The organism is Catellatospora chokoriensis (assembly GCF_011297315.1).
Taxonomy (GTDB): domain Bacteria; phylum Actinomycetota; class Actinomycetes; order Mycobacteriales; family Micromonosporaceae; genus Catellatospora; species Catellatospora citrea.
On sequence record NZ_JAAOTI010000049.1, the window covers coordinates 20,820 to 36,264 of the forward strand.

Sequence of the window (15,445 nt, forward strand, 5' to 3'; positions counted from 1 at the left end):
CGAGGAGTCGGCGTCGCAGGCAGGGCGGGGTCTCGGGATGATGGCGAATGTTCACTTTGCGTAGCGAGGGAATCACTTTGCGTAGCACTGGCGCGTTGATGAAGAGGGTTCTGACCCGAATTGAACAGAGAGGACAACCGTGTCACGTAGACACCTTCTTTCCGCCGGTGCGGTGCTGGCCATGACAAGCGCACTCGCGATCGGCAGCACGCCGGGTTCGGCATCGGCGGCCCCCGATCCGTCGGGCCGGCTCGGGGCCGCCACGCGTGCCGAGATTCCGTTGCCCGTAGACCTGCGCATCACCAAGGAGGCCGCGCCGGATCCCGTGTACGCCGGGCAGGAGCTGACGTACACGATCTTCGTCACCAACGCCGGCCTGACCCCGGCGAGCAGCGTGACGGTGACCGACACGCTGCCGGCCGGCGTGCAACTGCTGTCCTCGACACCGTCGTGCACCGGCACGACCGTGCTCACCTGCCCCGTCGGGCCGATGGGGGTCCTGCTGCCGGGGCAGACCGTCCCGCTGGTGATCCAGGTCGGCCTCCCGGCCGACTTCCAGCCCAGGTCCATCACCAACGAGGCCACCGTGACCTCGGCCGAACGCGACATCACTCCGGGCGACAACACGGCCACCACGATCACCGTGGTCAAGCGGCTGGCGGACCTCACCGTGACCAAGGTCTGCAAGCCCGACGTGCCTGCCCCGGCGGGCACCCAGGGCTTCTGCGACATCTACGTCGACAACCTCGGCCCGTCCGAGGCGGTGGGGGTGGAGCTGACCGACGTGCTCACCTCGGCGGCACCGTTCCAGCTGGTGGGCGTACGGCTGCTCGCGCCCGACACCTGCCAGCCGACGAGCTCGGGCCCGGTCACCAGGCTCGTGATCGAGTGCGACCTGAGCACGATCCCGGCCGGCAGCCGCAAGGTCGTCCGGGTCACCGTGTCCGCCGATGACGTCACCCAGATCAACGACGTGGCCACGGTGCAGAGCACGACCAAGGACCCGGACCCCTCCAACAACAAGGCGACCGGACGGCTCGACTTCGTCGGCTCGGCCGATCTGACCCTGGACAAGACCGGTCCGGCCACGGTCGTCGCAGGCACGCAGCTGAAGTACGAGATCAAGGTGACGAACGGCGGCCCGTCCACCGCGAACGACGTGACCGTGCGCGACACGCTGCCCGCCGGGGTGAGCTTCGTTTCGGTGACCTCGCCGTCGGGGACCTGCACCAACGGCCAGCCGATCGCCCGGGACCTGGTGTGCGGCCTGGGCAATCTGCCCAACGGCGCGACCGCGACGATCACCGTCATCGGGCTGGTGGCACCGGACGTGGTGCCGGGCACGCGCCTGTTCAACGAAGCGGTGGTGTCCAGCGCGACCGCCGACCGGGACAACAACGACGTGCGGGAGAGCGTCCCCACCGTCGTCAGCGCGTCGGCAGACCTGTCCGTGACCAAGACGGACTCTCCGGCGTCGGTGCTCGCGGGCAACAAGCTGACCTACACCATCACCGCCGCCAACGCCGGGCCCTCCGACGCGCAGGTGACCGTCCTGACCGACACCCTGCCGGCGGGCACCACCTACGTGAGCGGTGTCGACGGCAACGACACCACGGTGTGCACTCTCGTGCAGCCGAACCAGGTGGTCTGCGCGCTGGGCGTGCTCCAGCCCGGCCAGACGAAGAAGGTCTACCTGACGGTGCTGGTGGCGCCGTCGGTTGCCACGGGCACCACGCTGACGAACACGGTGAAGATCTCCTCGGCCACGCCCGATCCGACTCCGGGCAACGACACCGCCACGGAGACGACGCAGGTGACGACGTCGGCGGAGTTGTGGATCGACAAGACGGGCGAGGTCACCTCGAAGGACAAGCGGACGGCGACCTTCGTCCTGACCGTGCACAACGACAAGGGCTGCGAGACCAGCACGGTGTCGACGCCGCAGCCGAACTGCGGCGAGGGCGGCCCGTCGGACGCGCAGAACGTCGTGGTGGTGGACAAGCTGCCGCTGAAGTCGAAGGAGGTCGAGGTCGAGTACGTCTCGCCGCAGTGCGCCTACGTGAAGGAAACCCACACGGTGACCTGTACCGCGGCGACCCTGCCGGCCGGCGCGACGGTCGCTTTCGAGATCCGGCTGAAGTTCAAGGACGACTGCAAGATCGAGAACACGGCGACGGTGAAGAGCTCGACGCCGGACCCCGTGCTCGCGAACAACACGAACACGATCAAGCTCGCCGTCAAGAAGTAGGCCCACCCACGCGGCGGCCTCCGTGCAGGTGAGCCGCCGGTCGGCAAAGTCGATCCAGGTGAGTCGTGGTCGTTTCGGCGATCACGACTCACCTGGATCCGTCAAGACGGCCGCCGGTCAGGCGGTCACGGGCTCCGGCTCGGCATCCGGGGTGGCGGGTGCTGCCGCCGCGGGGGCACGCCCGGCGGCGAGGACCGCGCCGAGGGCCCACGGGATCCAGACGACCTCGCTCAGCACCCGCAGCAGGGCGGGGGAGACCGGCAGGTACGGGATCATGATGAGTCCGTGGTCGATCGCGCCGAGCAGCGCGAAGACGGCGACGATCAGGGTGGCAGTCCCCAGTCTGCGGGCACGTGTGCCGCGCAGGGCCAGGCCGAGCAGGGCGAAGCCCGCGCCGTACAGGGCGAGGCCGATCGGGTGCAGCACGCTGCCCGTCTCGATGGTGCCGAAGACGCCGACGGTCAGGCCGCAGACCGCCAGGAGCAATCCGAGCAGCGCCCGCTTCGAGGCGCGCAGGCGGCGGTAGTAGAGCCCGATCGCCAGCAGCCCGAGCAGGACCGCGCCGCCGAAGGCCCACTTCACCTCGATGCGCGCCAGGCCCGACGCGGCGTACTCGCCGTACCAGTCGCAGTCGGAGGGCAGGTGCTGCCGGCCGCCGTCGTAGCCGGCGCAGGCGTACATCTTCAGGGTGCCGGCGGGCTCGCCGAGGTAGCGGTGCGAACCGATGGCGGGCAGGTCGTCGTCGCCGCAGCCGGGCACGGTACGGATGTTCGTGTCGGACATGTCCGTCCAGCAGCTGCCGACCCCCTGCCCGTCCCACCAGAAGTTCAGCCCGTTCGGCTTGGCCTCGCCCTGCTCGCTGACCCCCATGACGTTGTCGAGGTAGCGGTTGTGGTGCGAGGTGTCGAACTGCTGCGCGAACCCGGTGTCGTTGCGCACGAAGCCGGGCACGAAGCTGGTCACGAACCCGGAGTACCTGTTGCCGTAGATGTGGTTGCCGCGCCAGATGTTGTAGTTGCCGCCCGGGTTGACCACGCCCGCGCCGACCGGCAGGCCGACCGCCGGGCACACCACACCCTGCTCGTATCCGCGCTGCTCGAAGGGCTTCTTGCAGGTGCCGTCGACGATGTGCCGGTAGTAGTCGGTGTTGTTGTCCGCGATGACGTTGTTCTCGAACTTCGAGTGGTTCTGCGGCATGCCCGGGTGGTCGGGGAAGGCGCTGTCGGTGGCGATGCCCGCGGTGTTCTCGGTGAACACGCTGTCGTGCACCCAGACCGAGTCACCGGCGGTGCCGGAGTAGCCCAGCGTGTTGTGGTGGCCGTGGCAGCGCTGGATCTCGACGGCGTAGCGCGGGACGTCGTGGCCCCGGTCCTTGTTGATGTTCGAGGCGGCGCCGGGGTAGAAGGCGGAGTCGCCGTTGCCGTAGCCCTCGCAGTCGGTGTACAGGCCGTGGTCGACGGCGAAAGTGAGGAAGGCGTACTCGTCGTTCCAGCGGCCCATGGTCCGGTCGACCACGAAGCCGTCGGTCTCCATGATGTAGAAGGCGTTGAACTGTGCCCGCTGCGCGGACATGTTGCGGAAGTACACGCCGTCCGCGTTGTCGGCCCGGATCGCGTTGAGCTTCTTGTACTGCGCGTCGACGAGCACGTCGGCCGGGTTCGCGCCGGTGCCTTCGAGCTGGAGGTTCTTCTTCCCCAGGATGGCCACGAGGTTGGCCAGGTGCGGGCAGGCGAGCTGCTGGTCCCAGGTGAGCACCGGGTAGCCGTAGATCCGGCCGCGCACCGCGCCGTTCTCCATGGCCGCGCACTGGGGGCTGGCCGAGGCGATGCTCGGCTCTTCCAGGTATACCCCCGGCAGGATCTTGATGTTGGTGCCGGGCAGGTGGGCGGCGTCCACGGCCTGCTGGATGTGGCGGTAGCCGTCTTGCTGGCACTGCGTCCACAGCTGCTCGTTCGCGGCCTTGAGGTCGGCCGGGAAGGCGGCGATGCGGGTGGCGAAGTCGGCCGGGTCGGTCTTGCAGACCAGCAGCGTGGGCCCGGTGGTGCGGTAGACCGGGACGCTGCCGGTGCCGTCCAGCTCGCGGGTGGGCCGCTCCTCGTGGGCGGAGGCCGCGGTGGCCGGGCCGAGTATCGCCATCGCCACCACGGCGACGATGCCGAGCAGACGTGTGTATGCCTTCATGGCGGCGGAGCCTAGAGAAGGTTTCACGTTCACACCAGACCCGGCGGCGTGACACGCTGCGGTTCATCTGTCCGGGTGGCGAGCCTGGTGCAAACATGAAAAGTTCTCTAAACTCCGCGCGACGGGAATCACACCTGGCCTTGAGGGACCCCCCATGACCGAACCGGCCACGCTCGCTACGGCTGACCCCGCAACGCCCCCGCCCGCTCCGTTCGCCGAGCCGGAACGGCCGATCACCGGCCGCTGGATCAGCCTGTTCGCGCTGGCCTGGCTGGGCATCTGGATGGCGCAGCTGACCCCGGTGCAGCTGCTGCTGCCGCAACAGGTCGAGGCGCAGCTCAAAGCCACCGACTGGGTCGACAACGTGGTCGCGTTCGGCGTGGTGTCCGGCATCGCCGGCGCGTTCGCGCTGATCGCGTACCCGCTGACCGGCGCGCTCTCGGACCGCACGGTGTCCCGGTTCGGCCGCCGCCGCCCCTGGATCGTCTTCGGCGCGCTGCTGTTCGCGGCCTCGCTGGTGGTGCTCGGCCTGCAGCACGGCATCGTCGGCATCGGCGTGTGGTGGACGCTGACCCTGGTCGGCTTCTGTGTGCTCACCGCGGCGCTCACCGCGACCATCTCCGACCAGGTCCCGGTGGGCCAGCGCGGGTACGTCTCCGGCTGGATCTCCGCCCCGCAGGCGGTCGGCACCATTCTCGGCATCGTGCTGGTCACCGCGCTGGCACTGAGCCACTTCATCGGCTACTCGCTGATGGCGGCGCTGCTGGTGCTGCTGGTGCTGCCGTTCGTGCTCGGCGTGCCCGACCAGGTGCTGCCGCGCGCCGCGCGATCGCCGTTCAGCCTGCGTGAGCTGGCCGCCGGGTTCTGGATCAGCCCGCGGCGTTTCCCCGACTTCGGCTGGACGCTGCTCAGCCGCATCCTGGTCAACGTCGGCAATGCGCTGGGCACCACGCTGCTGCTCTACTTCCTGATGTACCACGTCAAGGTCGAGAAGGCGGAGGACGCGCTGCTCGTCCTCACGCTGATCTACATGTTCTTCGTGGTGCTGGCCGCGCTGTTCCTCGGCCGGCTGTCCGACCGCATCGGACGGCGCAAGGTCTTCGTTCTCGTCTCGTCGGGGTTGCAGGGTGTCGCGGCGCTGCTGCTGGCGTTCTTTCCGAACCTGACCGTGGCCACCGTCGGCGCGGGCCTGCTGGGCCTGGGCTACGGCTGCTTCCTGTCGGTGGACCAGGCCCTGGCCACCCAGGTGCTGCCGGACCCGGCGGCGCGCGGCAAGGACCTCGGCATCATGAACATCGCCACCGCGGTGCCGCAGGCGGTGGCCCCGCTGCTCGGCGCGTTCGTCGTCGCGGAGCTGGGCGGCTTCGGCCCGCTGTACGTGGCGTCCGGTGTTATCTCGGTGCTCGGCGCGCTCGCCGTGCTGCCGGTGAAGGGAGTGCGCTGATGACTCTGGCGCTGCAGGTGTCGCCGCCGACCACGGCCCGGCCGTGGGAGGACGCCGACGCGTACTGGTCGGCCATGAACACGGCGACCGCGGCGCTGGATCCGGTGTTCGGCGCGGTGAACCTGGCCGCGCTGTCGTACAACGCGCACGACCTGGCCCGCCGCGCGAACGGGGTGCCGATCCGCATCGCCAGCAAGTCGGTGCGCTGCCGCGGGGTGCTCGACGCGGTGCTGGCACTGCCCGGTTACCACGGCGTGCTGGCGTACACCCTGGCCGAGGCGCTGTGGCTGGCCGAGACGATCGACGACGTGGTCGTCGGCTACCCCAGCGCCGACCGGGACGCGATCGCGCGGCTCGCCGCCTCGCCGGAGCTGGCCCGGCGGGTCACCATCATGGTCGACTCCCTGGACCACCTGGACCTGGTGGACGCCGTCGTCGCGCCGAACGCGCGGGCGGAGATCCGGGTCGCCGTCGAGCTGGACTCGTCGTTCAAGTCGCGGCTGCTCGGGCACATCGGCGTGTGGCGCTCGCCGGTGCACGGGCCCGAGCAGGCCCGCGCGCTGGCCGAGGCGATCGTCGCCCGGCGCGGCTTCCGGCTGGTCGGCATGATGGGGTACGAGGCCCAGGTCGCCGGGTTGGGCAACGCCCCGAAGGGCAGCCCGCTGCGCGGGGCGCTGGTGCGCGCGTTGCAGCGGTCCTCGATGGCCGAGCTGGTCGAGCGCCGCGCGGCTGCCGTCGCGGCCGTGCACGAGCTGGCCCCGCTGGAGTTCGTCAACGGCGGCGGCACCGGCAGCCTGGAGGTCACCGGCGCGGACCGCTCGGTGACCGAGGTGGCGGCCGGTTCGGGGCTGTTCGGGCCGCACCTGTTCGACAACTACGCCCACTTCACCCCGGCGCCCGCGGCCGCGTTCGCGCTGCCGGTGGTGCGCCGGCCCGCCCCGGACCGGGTCACCCTGCTCGGCGGCGGCTGGATCGCGTCCGGCCCGCCCGGCGTGGACCGGCTCCCGCAGATCGTCTGGCCGGCCGGGCTGAAGATGGTGCCCCGCGAGATGGCCGGTGAGGTGCAGACCCCGGTGGTGGGGGAGCCCGCGACCCGGCTGCGCCTGGGCGACCGGGTCTGGCTGCGGCACACCAAGGCGGGCGAGCTGTCCGAGCACGTCAACGAGCTTCACCTGATCGACGGAAACGCGGTGGCCGGGGCCCTGCCCACGTACCGTGGCGAAGGAAAGGCGTTCCTGTGAGCAGCACTGTGTGGCGGAACTGGAGCCGGATAGAGAGCGTGACCCCGGCGCGGGTGGCGTATCCGAGCAGCCCCGACGAGGTGGTGCAGGCGATCGCCGCCGCGCGTGCCGACGGGCTGCGGGTCAAGCCGATCGGCGCGGGTCACAGCTTCACCGGCATCGCGGTCGCCCCCGGTGTGCAGCTCGACCTGCGCAACCTGCAGGGCGTGCTGGCCGTCGACGAGCAGCGCCACCGGGTGAAGCTCGCCGCGGGCACGCACCTGTACCGCCTGCCGGAGCTGCTGAAGCCGCACGGGCTGGCGCTGCAGAACATGGGCGACATCGACGCGCAGACCATCGCGGGCGCGACCTCGACCGGCACGCACGGCACCGGGCACGCGTTCGGCGGCCTGGCCACGCAGATCGTCGCGCTGACCCTGGCCACCGCGGACGGCCGGGTGCTGGAGATCTCCGAGAACAGCAACCCGGAGCTGCTCGACGCGGCCCGCCTCGGGCTGGGCGCGCTCGGGGTGCTGCTCGACATCACCGTGCAGTGCGTGCCCGCGTTCCAGCTCCAGGCGATCGAGAAGCCGGAGCCGCTGGCCGAGGTGCTGGCGCAGTGGGAGCAGCGGGCGCTCGGCGCGGACCACTTCGAGTTCTACTGGTTCCCGCACACGCAGACCGCGCTCACCAAGACGAACACGCGGCTGCCGATGGACGCCCCGCGCAAGCCGCTCGGCGGCTTCCAGCGCTGGATGGACGACGACTTCATGTCGAACACCGTCTTCAACTGGGTGTGCCACGTCGGCAAGGCCGCGCCCGCGCTGACCCCGCCGATCAACCGGCTGGCCCAGCGGCTCACCAACAACCGGGAGTTCACCGACGTGTCCACGTCGGTCTTCACCACCAAGCGCGAGGTGCGCTTCCGGGAGATGGAGTACGCCCTGCCGCGCGAGGAGGTGCCCGACGTGCTGCGCGCGCTGGACCGCCTGATCACGCAGAACGGCTGGCGCATCTCGTTCCCGGTCGAGGTGCGGGTCGCCGCGCCGGACGACATCTGGCTGTCCACCGCGCACGGGCGCGAGAGCGGGTACGTGGCGATCCACCGGTTCTTCAAGGAGGACCCGCACACCTACTTCCGGCTCGCCGAGCAGATCTTCCGCGCCCACGGCGGCCGGCCGCACTGGGGCAAGATGCACTACCAGGACGCGAGCACGCTCGCGCCGACGTACCCCCGGTTCGGCGACTTCCTCGCGGTGCGCGACAAGCTCGACCCCGAGCGCGTCTTCGCCAACGACTACCTGGACCGGGTGCTGGGCGCGTGAGCGAGCGCAGCGAGCGAACCATGTCGCTGATCGACGCCGACGACGAGCGCAGCGAGGAGACGGCGTGATGGATCCGAGCATCCCCAAGGACTTCACACTGGGCGTGGCGACCGCGGCGTACCAGATCGAGGGTGCGGTGGCCGAGGGCGGGCGCGGGGTGTCGGTTTGGGACACGTTCTGCGCCCAGCCCGGCCGGGTGCTCGGCGGCGACACCGGTGCGGTCGCCTGCGACCACTACCACCGCTACGAGCAGGACCTCGACCTGGTACGCGAGCTCGGCGCCGACGCGTACCGCTTCTCCATCGCGTGGCCGCGCATCCAGCCCGACGGCACCGGACCGGCCAACCCGGACGGTCTGGCCTTCTACGACCGGCTCGTCGACGCGATGCTGGCCCGGGGCATCGAGCCGGTGGCCACCCTGTTCCACTGGGACACCCCGCAGGCCCTGGAGGACGCGGGCGGCTGGCTGTCGCGCGACACCGCCGAGCGCTTCGGCGAGTACGCCGCCCTGCTGGGCGCGCACCTCGGCGACCGGGTCGGCAAGTGGATCACCATCAACGAGCCGCACTCGGTGACCCTGGCCGGCTACGCCACCGGCGCGCACGCCCCGGGCCACGCGCTGCTGTTCGACGCGCTGCCCGCAGCACACCACCAGCTGCTCGGCCACGGCCTGGCGGTGCAGGCGCTGCGCGCCGCCGGGGTGGCCGGGCAGATCGGCATCACCAACGTGCACACGCCCGTGGTGCCCGCCTCGGACCGCCCCGAGGACCAGCTCGCCGCCGCCCTCTACGACCTCATCGCCAACCGGTTCTTCGAGGACCCGGTGCTGCTCGGCCGTTATCCGCAGGCCCCGGAGCCGTTCACGGATCTGTTCGCGGCGTTCGCCGCGGTGCCCGCCGCAGATCTCGCCGTGATCAGCTCGCCGCTGGACTTCTACGGCGTCAACTACTACTACCCGAGCCGGGTCGGTATGGCGGACCCGGACGCGGCCACCGACCACACGCCCGAGGGCGACTTCGCGCGGGTCGGCGAGCTGCCGTTCGCCTTCGCGGAGATCGAGGGCGTGCCCCGGACCGGCTTCGGCTGGCCGGTCAGCCCGGCCGGGCTCGGCGACACCCTCGACGAACTGTCCGAACGCTACGGTGACCGGCTGCCGCCGGTGTACGTCACCGAGGGCGGGGCCAGCTTCCCCGACGAGGTCACCCCGGACGGCTCGGTGCCCGACCCGCAACGGGTGGACTACCTGCGCGAGCATCTCGCGGTGGCGCTGCGCAAGCGCGCGGGCGGGCTCGACCTGCGCGGCTACTTCGTGTGGAGCCTGCTCGACAACTTCGAGTGGGCGGCCGGCTACAGCCAGCGCTTCGGGCTGGTGCACGTCGACTACCCGACGCAGCGGCGTACGCCCAAGGAGTCCTTCCACTGGCTCGCGCGGCGGCTGCGCGAGCGCGGCTAGTCGTCGGTCTTGTCCTGCTTGCGCAGCTCCTCCTCGCGGCGGCGCAGGTCCATCTCCCACTTGCTGAGCAGCTCGCGGTCGGCGGCCGCGGTCTCCCGCTGCTCCTTGGCGAGCCGGCGCAGGAACTCCGGGTCGTCATCGGGGGCCAGCTGACGCGGGCGCTGGTGCTCCGGGAAGCCGCTGCCCTGGCGCCACACCTTCGGGTCGGGTGTGCGCTCCCGGCCCACCACGAACCAGGCGATGGCCCCGATCGGCGAGAACAGCAGGATGATCAGGACCCAGCCCCAGCGCGGCAGCGCGTTGAGGCGGTGCTCCTCCGCGGAAAGGCAGCTGATCAGCGCAGCCACGGTCAGCACGAGCTCGGCGAGGAAGATGAACATCCACAGGCGTCCCACGGCGTAGAGCGTAGACCTCACCAGAGGATGAGGAGTACCCCCAGGACGCCCATCAGGACACAGGAGACGGTGACCGCGGCCATCGTCCGGGCGACCCCGGCCGGATGCTGCCGTTCCATGGCCCGGATCCGGCGCTGCGCGACCAGCAGCAAGGCCAGCCAGGACAGCATCGTCAAGGCGAGGGCCAGCGCCCCGGCGTCGTCCAGCCCGCGGCTGAACGCGAGCCGGAACAGCAGCAGCGCGCACACCGTGCCCGACAGCACGGTGCGCCGCCAGGCCAGCCGGGTCCGCTCCGGCTGCGCGCCGTGGTCCGGGGTGGTGTTCACGACCGCGTGCCGCGGCCGAAAGGCCCGCTCACCGGCTGCGGTACCAGTCGACGAAGACCTCGCCCAGCAGGGCCAGGGAGCCCAGCGCGACCACGATCGCGAGCACCGCGGGGAACCGCGACGGCGGCAACGGCCGGCCGTTGCGCATGGCGATCTCGCAGCGGATCCAGTGGTCGACGGCGCGCAGCGCGCAGCCCACGCCGAGCAGGATCAGCGCCACGCCGAGGATCTTCGTCATGTGCGGCACGGCCATCGGCGGGAGGAACTGGGCCACCACCAGGCCGCCGCCGATCATGGCCAGGCCGGTGCGGATCCAGGCGAGGAAGGTGCGTTCGTTGGCCAGCGAGAAGCGGTAGTCCGGAGTTTGCCCTGTTTCATGAACTTCGCGCGGATCAAACCAGTTGCGCACTCTAGCCAGCACCTTCCTAGTATCAAGGCGATGACTTCTGAACTTGATGCCGACGCCCTGTTGAGGGCGTACGACGAGCAACTGCGCACCGAGATCCCCGACCCCCTGCCCGCCGGCATGGTCGTCGAATGGGACGGCCCGGTGGTCCGGATGAGCGGGCTCGACCGCGGCGGATTCGTCACCTACCGTGACGTCTCTCACCTGAGCGGCCCCGAACTCGACGCCCTCATCGCCCGCCAGCGCGACCACTTCGCCGCCCGCGGCGAGGAGGTCGAGTGGAAGCTGCGCGGCCACGACCTGCCCGCCGACCTGCCGGACCGGCTGGTGGCGGCCGGGTTCGCGCCCGACGAACTGGAGACGGTGATCATCGGGCTGGCCGCACCGCTGGCGTCCACCCCGGTGCTGCCGGACGGCGTGACGCTGCGTGAGGTGACCTCGCGGGCCGACCTGGAGCGGATCGCGGCGATGGAGGAGGCGGTCTGGCACGAGGACCGCAGCCACCTCGTGCACGGTCTGGCCAAGGAGCTGGACGCCGATCCGCAAGGGCTGACCATCGTGGTCGCCGAGGCCGGTGGCGAGGTCGTCTGCGCCGGGTGGATCCGGTACGAGAAGGGCACCGACTTCGCGGGGCTGTGGGGCGGGTCGACGCTGGAGCAGTGGCGTGGGCGGGGGATCTACAAGGCGATGGTGGCGCATCGGGCGATCCGGGCGGTGGCGCGCGGGTTCACGTATCTGCAGGTGGATGCGTCCGCGGACAGCCGGCCGATCCTGGAGCGGCTGGGCATGGTCGCGGTGACCACGACTACGCCGTACATCTGGCGGCCGAGCGCGGCGTAGCGGGTCGGCGGCACCGGCCCCGATTTTCCATAGACGCTGGCCTATTGCATCGAGTCTGATCGACAAATAATCGATGTAATAGGCCAGCGTCTATGCGTGACGGGGTGGGGCGAGGCATGTGGGAGCGGGTCGACTGGTTCAGGCGGCTGGGTGCCAGAGGTCGCGGATCGTGTCTCGGACGCAGTCGTCGCGTAGCCGTCCACAGGTGCACAGGTGCTCGTCTGGCTCGGGTTGCCGGTGGTGTTCCGCCGCGGGCGGGAGGCCCGGATCGTTCGTGGGGCGGCCCGGCAGGGGTGCGGTTTGCGTGGTCATGTCATGACACCTCCTGCTAGGCGTGACTCTACGCGGTGGGCACCGTGACGGGGTGAGCTCTGTCACTATTGGCGGCCATCCTGGCGAGTAGGCGAGCAGGGGCAATAAATTACTCGTCAGTAACCTGCGGCGCGCTGGCAAAAGTGGCAACGTCCACAGCCGGTCTAGCTTGACCCGTGACGTGTCAGGAGACAGGCTCGCGGCGAGGGCATGAACGTCCGTTCAACTCAGGAGGGTCGTCAGAGCGCGATGAAGATCGTCGTACTTGTCAAGCAGGTGCCGGACTCCGGCGCCGAGCGCAACCTGCGCGCGGACGACAACACCGTCGACCGTGCCTCGGCCAACAACGTCATCAACGAGATGGACGAGTACGCCATCGAGGAGGCGCTGCGGCTGCAGGAGGCGCACGGCGGTGAGGTGACCGTGCTGACCATGGGCCCGGACCGGGCCACCGAGTCGATCCGCAAGGCGCTGTCCATGGGCCCCGACGCGGCCGTGCACGTCCTCGACGACGCCCTCGCCGGCACCGACGCGCTGGGCACCAGCAAGGTGCTCGCCGCCGCGATCAGCGAACTGGCCCCCGACCTGGTCATCGCCGGTGCCGAGTCGACCGACGCCCGCGGCCAGGTCATGCCGCACATGCTGGCCGAGCGGCTCGGCTTCGCGGCGCTGACCGGCGCGCGCAAGCTGACCGTCGAGGGCTCGCAGCTGACCGTCGAGCGCCAGACCGAGGAGGGGTACGAGGTCGTCACGGCCGCCACCCCCGCGATCGTGAGCGTGTGGGACACCATCAACGAGCCGCGCTACCCGTCCTTCAAGGGCATCATGGCCGCCAAGAAGAAGCCGGTGGCCACGAAGTCGCTGGCCGACCTCGGTGTCGCCGCCGACCAGGTGGGCTGGGCGGGCGCCGCCACCACCGTGCTGTCGCACAGCAAGCGCCCGGCGCGCAGCGCCGGCCAGAAGGTCGCCGACTCCGGTGAGGGCGGCGTCGCGCTGGTCGATTACCTGTCGTCCGAGAAGTTCGTCTGAGAGGCGCCGACAATGGCTGAGGTTCTGGTAGTCGTCGAGTCCTCCGGCGGCACGGTCAAGAAGGTCACGCTGGAGATGCTGACCCTGGCGCGCTCGCTCGGCGAGCCCGCCGCGGTGGTGCTGGGCGCGCCCGGCACGGCCGCCCCGCTCGTCGACAAGCTCGGCGAGTACGGCGCGACGAAGGTCTACGCGGCCGAGAGCGCCGAGATCGACGAGCACCTGGTCGCGCCCAAGGCGACCGCGCTCGCGCAGCTGGTCAAGGCCGTCTCCCCGGCGGCCGTGCTGATCGGCTCCACCCAGGAGGGCAAGGAGATCGCGGGCCGGCTCGCGGTCAAGCTGGACAACGGCGTGCTCACCGACGCGGTCGAGCTGGCCGCCGACGGCACCGCCACCCAGGTCGCCTTCGCGGGTTCCACCATCGTGAAGTCCAAGGTCACCAAGGGCCTGCCGCTGGTCACCGTACGGCCGAACTCGCTCACGCCCAGCCCCGCCGCGGCCTCGCCGTCGGTGGAGCAGGTCGAGGTCGCGCTCGCCGACACGGACAAGCTGGCCGTGGTCACCAAGCGGGTCGCCGAGGCCAAGGGCGCACGCCCGGAGCTGACCGAGGCGTCGATCGTCGTCTCCGGCGGGCGCGGTGTCGCGTCGGCGGAGAACTTCAAGATCATTGAGGAGCTGGCCGACCTGCTCGGCGCGGCCGTCGGCGCGTCGCGCGCCGCCACCGACTCCGGCTTCTACCCGCACGCCTTCCAGGTCGGGCAGACCGGCAAGACGGTGTCGCCGCAGCTCTACATCGCGGTCGGCATCTCGGGCGCGATCCAGCACCGGGCCGGCATGCAGACCTCGAAGACCATCGTCGCGGTCAACAAGGACACCGAGGCGCCGATCTTCGAGCTGGCCGACTTCGGTGTGGTGGGCGACCTCAACCAGGTCGTTCCGCAGGCCTCCGAGGAGATCCGCAAGCGTCGTTAGGCGTACGCCTACGTGAGGGCCCGGCGGGAACCCCCTGCCGGGCCCTCACTCGTGTACACCTGGGGCGCGGGTAAGCACCCTTACGGCTAGGCTTGGCGGCGAGATGGCCTACCTTGATCATGCGGCGACCACGCCGATGCTGCCCGAGGCGCTGGACGCCTACGTCGCGACCGCCCGTGAGGTCGGCAACGCCTCGTCGTTGCACGGCGCGGGCCGCGCTGCCCGCCGCCGGGTGGAGGAGTCGCGCGAGCGCATCGCCGCGGTGCTGGGCGCACGTCCGTCCGAAGTGATCTTCACGGGTGGTGGCACCGAGAGCGACAACCTCGCCATCAAGGGCATGTACTGGGCCCGTCGGCCGGAGGGCCGCACGAAGGTGCTGGCCGGTGCCGTCGAGCACCACGCGGTGCTGGACGCGGTGCACTGGCTGGGCGAGCACGAGGGCGCCGAGGTGGTCTCGCTAGCGGTCGACCATGAGGGCCGGGTGCGGCCGGAGGCGCTGGCCGAGGCCCTGGACGACACGGTCGCGCTGGTCACCGTCATGTGGGCCAACAACGAGGTCGGCACGGTCCAGCCGATCGCCGAGCTGGCGGCGCTGGCCGCGGCGCGCGGGGTCCCGCTGCACACCGACGCCGTCCAGGCCGTCGGCCAGGTGCCGGTGGACTACGCCGCCAGCGGCGTCGCCGCGCTCACCGTCACCGGGCACAAGCTGGGCGGCCCGCTCGGCGTCGGCGCGCTGGTGCTGGGCCGCGACGTCGCCTGCACCCCGCTGCTGCACGGCGGCGGCCAGGAGCGCGACGTGCGCTCCGGCACGCTGGACGTGCCCGGGATCGTCTCCTTCGCGGTCGCCGTCGAGCATGCCGTCAAGCACCAGGAGCAGCACGCGCAGCGCCTGGTCGCGCTACGCGACGAGCTGATCGAACGGGTGCGCGGGGTGATCCCCGACGCCGTCCTCAACGGCGCGCCGACCGACGAGCCCGGCGCCCGCCTGCCCGGCAACGCGCACTTCGGCTTCCCCGGTTGCGAGGGCGACGCCCTCCTGCTGCTGCTCGACGCACAGGACATCGCCGTCTCCACCGGCTCGGCCTGCTCCGCCGGTGTCGCCCAGCCTTCCCACGTGCTGCTCCAGATGGGCGCCGACCCCCTGTCCGCCCGCTCCTCCCTGCGGTTCACCCTCGGCCACACCACCACCCGCGCCGACCTGGACGCCCTCATCGCGGCCCTCCCCGCCGCCGTCGACCGTGCCCGCCGCGCCGGCATGTCCCGCTAACGCCCCCACCCCACCCCCAACCCCCCCCCC

General features: G+C 70.9%; 13 protein-coding genes. 9 read left to right on the forward strand and 4 right to left on the reverse strand.

The annotated features are described in order from the left end of the window. Positions 1-181 precede the first annotated feature (181 nt). Positions 182-2,248, forward strand: a complete 2,067-nt coding sequence (locus tag HAV39_RS40625; protein ID WP_191844406.1) for a DUF7507 domain-containing protein — start codon at positions 182-184, stop codon at positions 2,246-2,248. Between the two features lie 117 nt (positions 2,249-2,365). Here HAV39_RS40625 and HAV39_RS40630 read toward each other — a convergent pair whose 3' ends face one another. Further along, the gene (locus HAV39_RS40630; protein ID WP_191844407.1) at positions 2,366-4,429 is read right to left on the reverse strand and encodes a hypothetical protein; all 2,064 of its coding nucleotides are present in this window, start codon (positions 4,427-4,429) and stop codon (positions 2,366-2,368) included. Between the two features lie 154 nt (positions 4,430-4,583). Between HAV39_RS40630 and HAV39_RS40635 the strand changes: the two genes are divergently transcribed. From HAV39_RS40635 to HAV39_RS40650, 4 genes are all read left to right on the forward strand, one after another. Beyond that, positions 4,584-5,873 (forward strand): MFS transporter, encoded by a 1,290-nt coding sequence (locus HAV39_RS40635; protein ID WP_191844408.1) that lies wholly within the window; start codon positions 4,584-4,586, stop codon positions 5,871-5,873. Positions 5,874-5,947: 74 nt separating this feature from the next. Next, entirely contained in the window at positions 5,948-7,114 is a 1,167-nt protein-coding gene (locus tag HAV39_RS40640) for an alanine racemase (protein WP_239120259.1), read from the forward strand. Next, complete coding sequence (locus HAV39_RS40645) at positions 7,111-8,418, forward strand: D-arabinono-1,4-lactone oxidase (RefSeq protein WP_239120246.1); 1,308 nt, start codon at positions 7,111-7,113, stop codon at positions 8,416-8,418. Before HAV39_RS40640 ends, HAV39_RS40645 begins: the two co-directional genes overlap by 4 nt. 67 nt (positions 8,419-8,485) lie before the next feature. Next, positions 8,486-9,871 carry a GH1 family beta-glucosidase gene (locus tag HAV39_RS40650; protein WP_191844417.1) on the forward strand — a complete coding sequence of 462 codons (1,386 nt, stop codon included), beginning with the start codon at positions 8,486-8,488 and terminating at the stop codon, positions 9,869-9,871. On the opposite strand, the gene HAV39_RS40655 is transcribed toward HAV39_RS40650, so the two are convergent. From HAV39_RS40655 to HAV39_RS40665, 3 genes are read right to left on the reverse strand one after another with little or no spacing between them, the layout of a single operon-like run. Beyond that, positions 9,868-10,266: a PLD nuclease N-terminal domain-containing protein gene (locus HAV39_RS40655; RefSeq protein ID WP_191844410.1), complete on the reverse strand. Its 399-nt coding sequence runs from the start codon at positions 10,264-10,266 to the stop codon at positions 9,868-9,870. The two genes, HAV39_RS40650 and HAV39_RS40655, sit on opposite strands and share 4 nt — an antisense overlap. Before the next feature lie 17 nt (positions 10,267-10,283). Then, a complete protein-coding gene (locus HAV39_RS40660; protein ID WP_120318400.1) occupies positions 10,284-10,592 on the reverse strand; it encodes a DUF202 domain-containing protein in 309 nt (102 codons plus the stop codon). A gap of 28 nt (positions 10,593-10,620) precedes the next feature. Next, positions 10,621-11,013: a YidH family protein gene (locus HAV39_RS40665; protein ID WP_120318401.1), complete on the reverse strand. Its 393-nt coding sequence runs from the start codon at positions 11,011-11,013 to the stop codon at positions 10,621-10,623. A gap of 18 nt (positions 11,014-11,031) precedes the next feature. Here HAV39_RS40665 and HAV39_RS40670 point away from each other — a divergent pair, with 18 nt between their 5' ends. From HAV39_RS40670 to HAV39_RS40685, 4 genes are all read left to right on the forward strand, one after another. After that, positions 11,032-11,838: a GNAT family N-acetyltransferase gene (locus tag HAV39_RS40670; protein ID WP_191844411.1), complete on the forward strand. Its 807-nt coding sequence runs from the start codon at positions 11,032-11,034 to the stop codon at positions 11,836-11,838. A 561-nt stretch (positions 11,839-12,399) separates the two neighbouring features. Continuing rightward, positions 12,400-13,179: an electron transfer flavoprotein subunit beta/FixA family protein gene (locus tag HAV39_RS40675; protein ID WP_191844412.1), complete on the forward strand. Its 780-nt coding sequence runs from the start codon at positions 12,400-12,402 to the stop codon at positions 13,177-13,179. Between the two features lie 12 nt (positions 13,180-13,191). Then, on the forward strand, positions 13,192-14,148 hold the full coding sequence (locus HAV39_RS40680; RefSeq protein ID WP_191844413.1) for an electron transfer flavoprotein subunit alpha/FixB family protein: 957 nt from the start codon (positions 13,192-13,194) through the stop codon (positions 14,146-14,148). A gap of 103 nt (positions 14,149-14,251) precedes the next feature. Next, positions 14,252-15,415, forward strand: a complete 1,164-nt coding sequence (locus HAV39_RS40685; RefSeq protein WP_191844414.1) for a cysteine desulfurase family protein — start codon at positions 14,252-14,254, stop codon at positions 15,413-15,415. Positions 15,416-15,445 lie beyond the last annotated feature (30 nt).

What these genes read in the sequence shown, in the direction of transcription:
- HAV39_RS40675 (WP_191844412.1), top strand. Translation starts at nt 12,400, where the DNA reads ATGAAGATCGTCGTACTTGTCAAGCAGGTGCCGGACTCCGGCGCCGAG.
- HAV39_RS40680 (WP_191844413.1), top strand. Translation starts at nt 13,192, where the DNA reads ATGGCTGAGGTTCTGGTAGTCGTCGAGTCCTCCGGCGGCACGGTCAAG.
- HAV39_RS40650 (WP_191844417.1), top strand. Translation starts at nt 8,486, where the DNA reads ATGGATCCGAGCATCCCCAAGGACTTCACACTGGGCGTGGCGACCGCG.
- HAV39_RS40670 (WP_191844411.1), top strand. Translation starts at nt 11,032, where the DNA reads ATGACTTCTGAACTTGATGCCGACGCCCTGTTGAGGGCGTACGACGAG.
- HAV39_RS40640 (WP_239120259.1), top strand. Translation starts at nt 5,948, where the DNA reads ATGAACACGGCGACCGCGGCGCTGGATCCGGTGTTCGGCGCGGTGAAC.
- HAV39_RS40630 (WP_191844407.1), bottom strand. Translation starts at nt 4,429, where the DNA reads ATGAAGGCATACACACGTCTGCTCGGCATCGTCGCCGTGGTGGCGATG.
- HAV39_RS40685 (WP_191844414.1), top strand. Translation starts at nt 14,252, where the DNA reads ATGGCCTACCTTGATCATGCGGCGACCACGCCGATGCTGCCCGAGGCG.
- HAV39_RS40625 (WP_191844406.1), top strand. Translation starts at nt 182, where the DNA reads ATGACAAGCGCACTCGCGATCGGCAGCACGCCGGGTTCGGCATCGGCG.
- HAV39_RS40635 (WP_191844408.1), top strand. Translation starts at nt 4,584, where the DNA reads ATGACCGAACCGGCCACGCTCGCTACGGCTGACCCCGCAACGCCCCCG.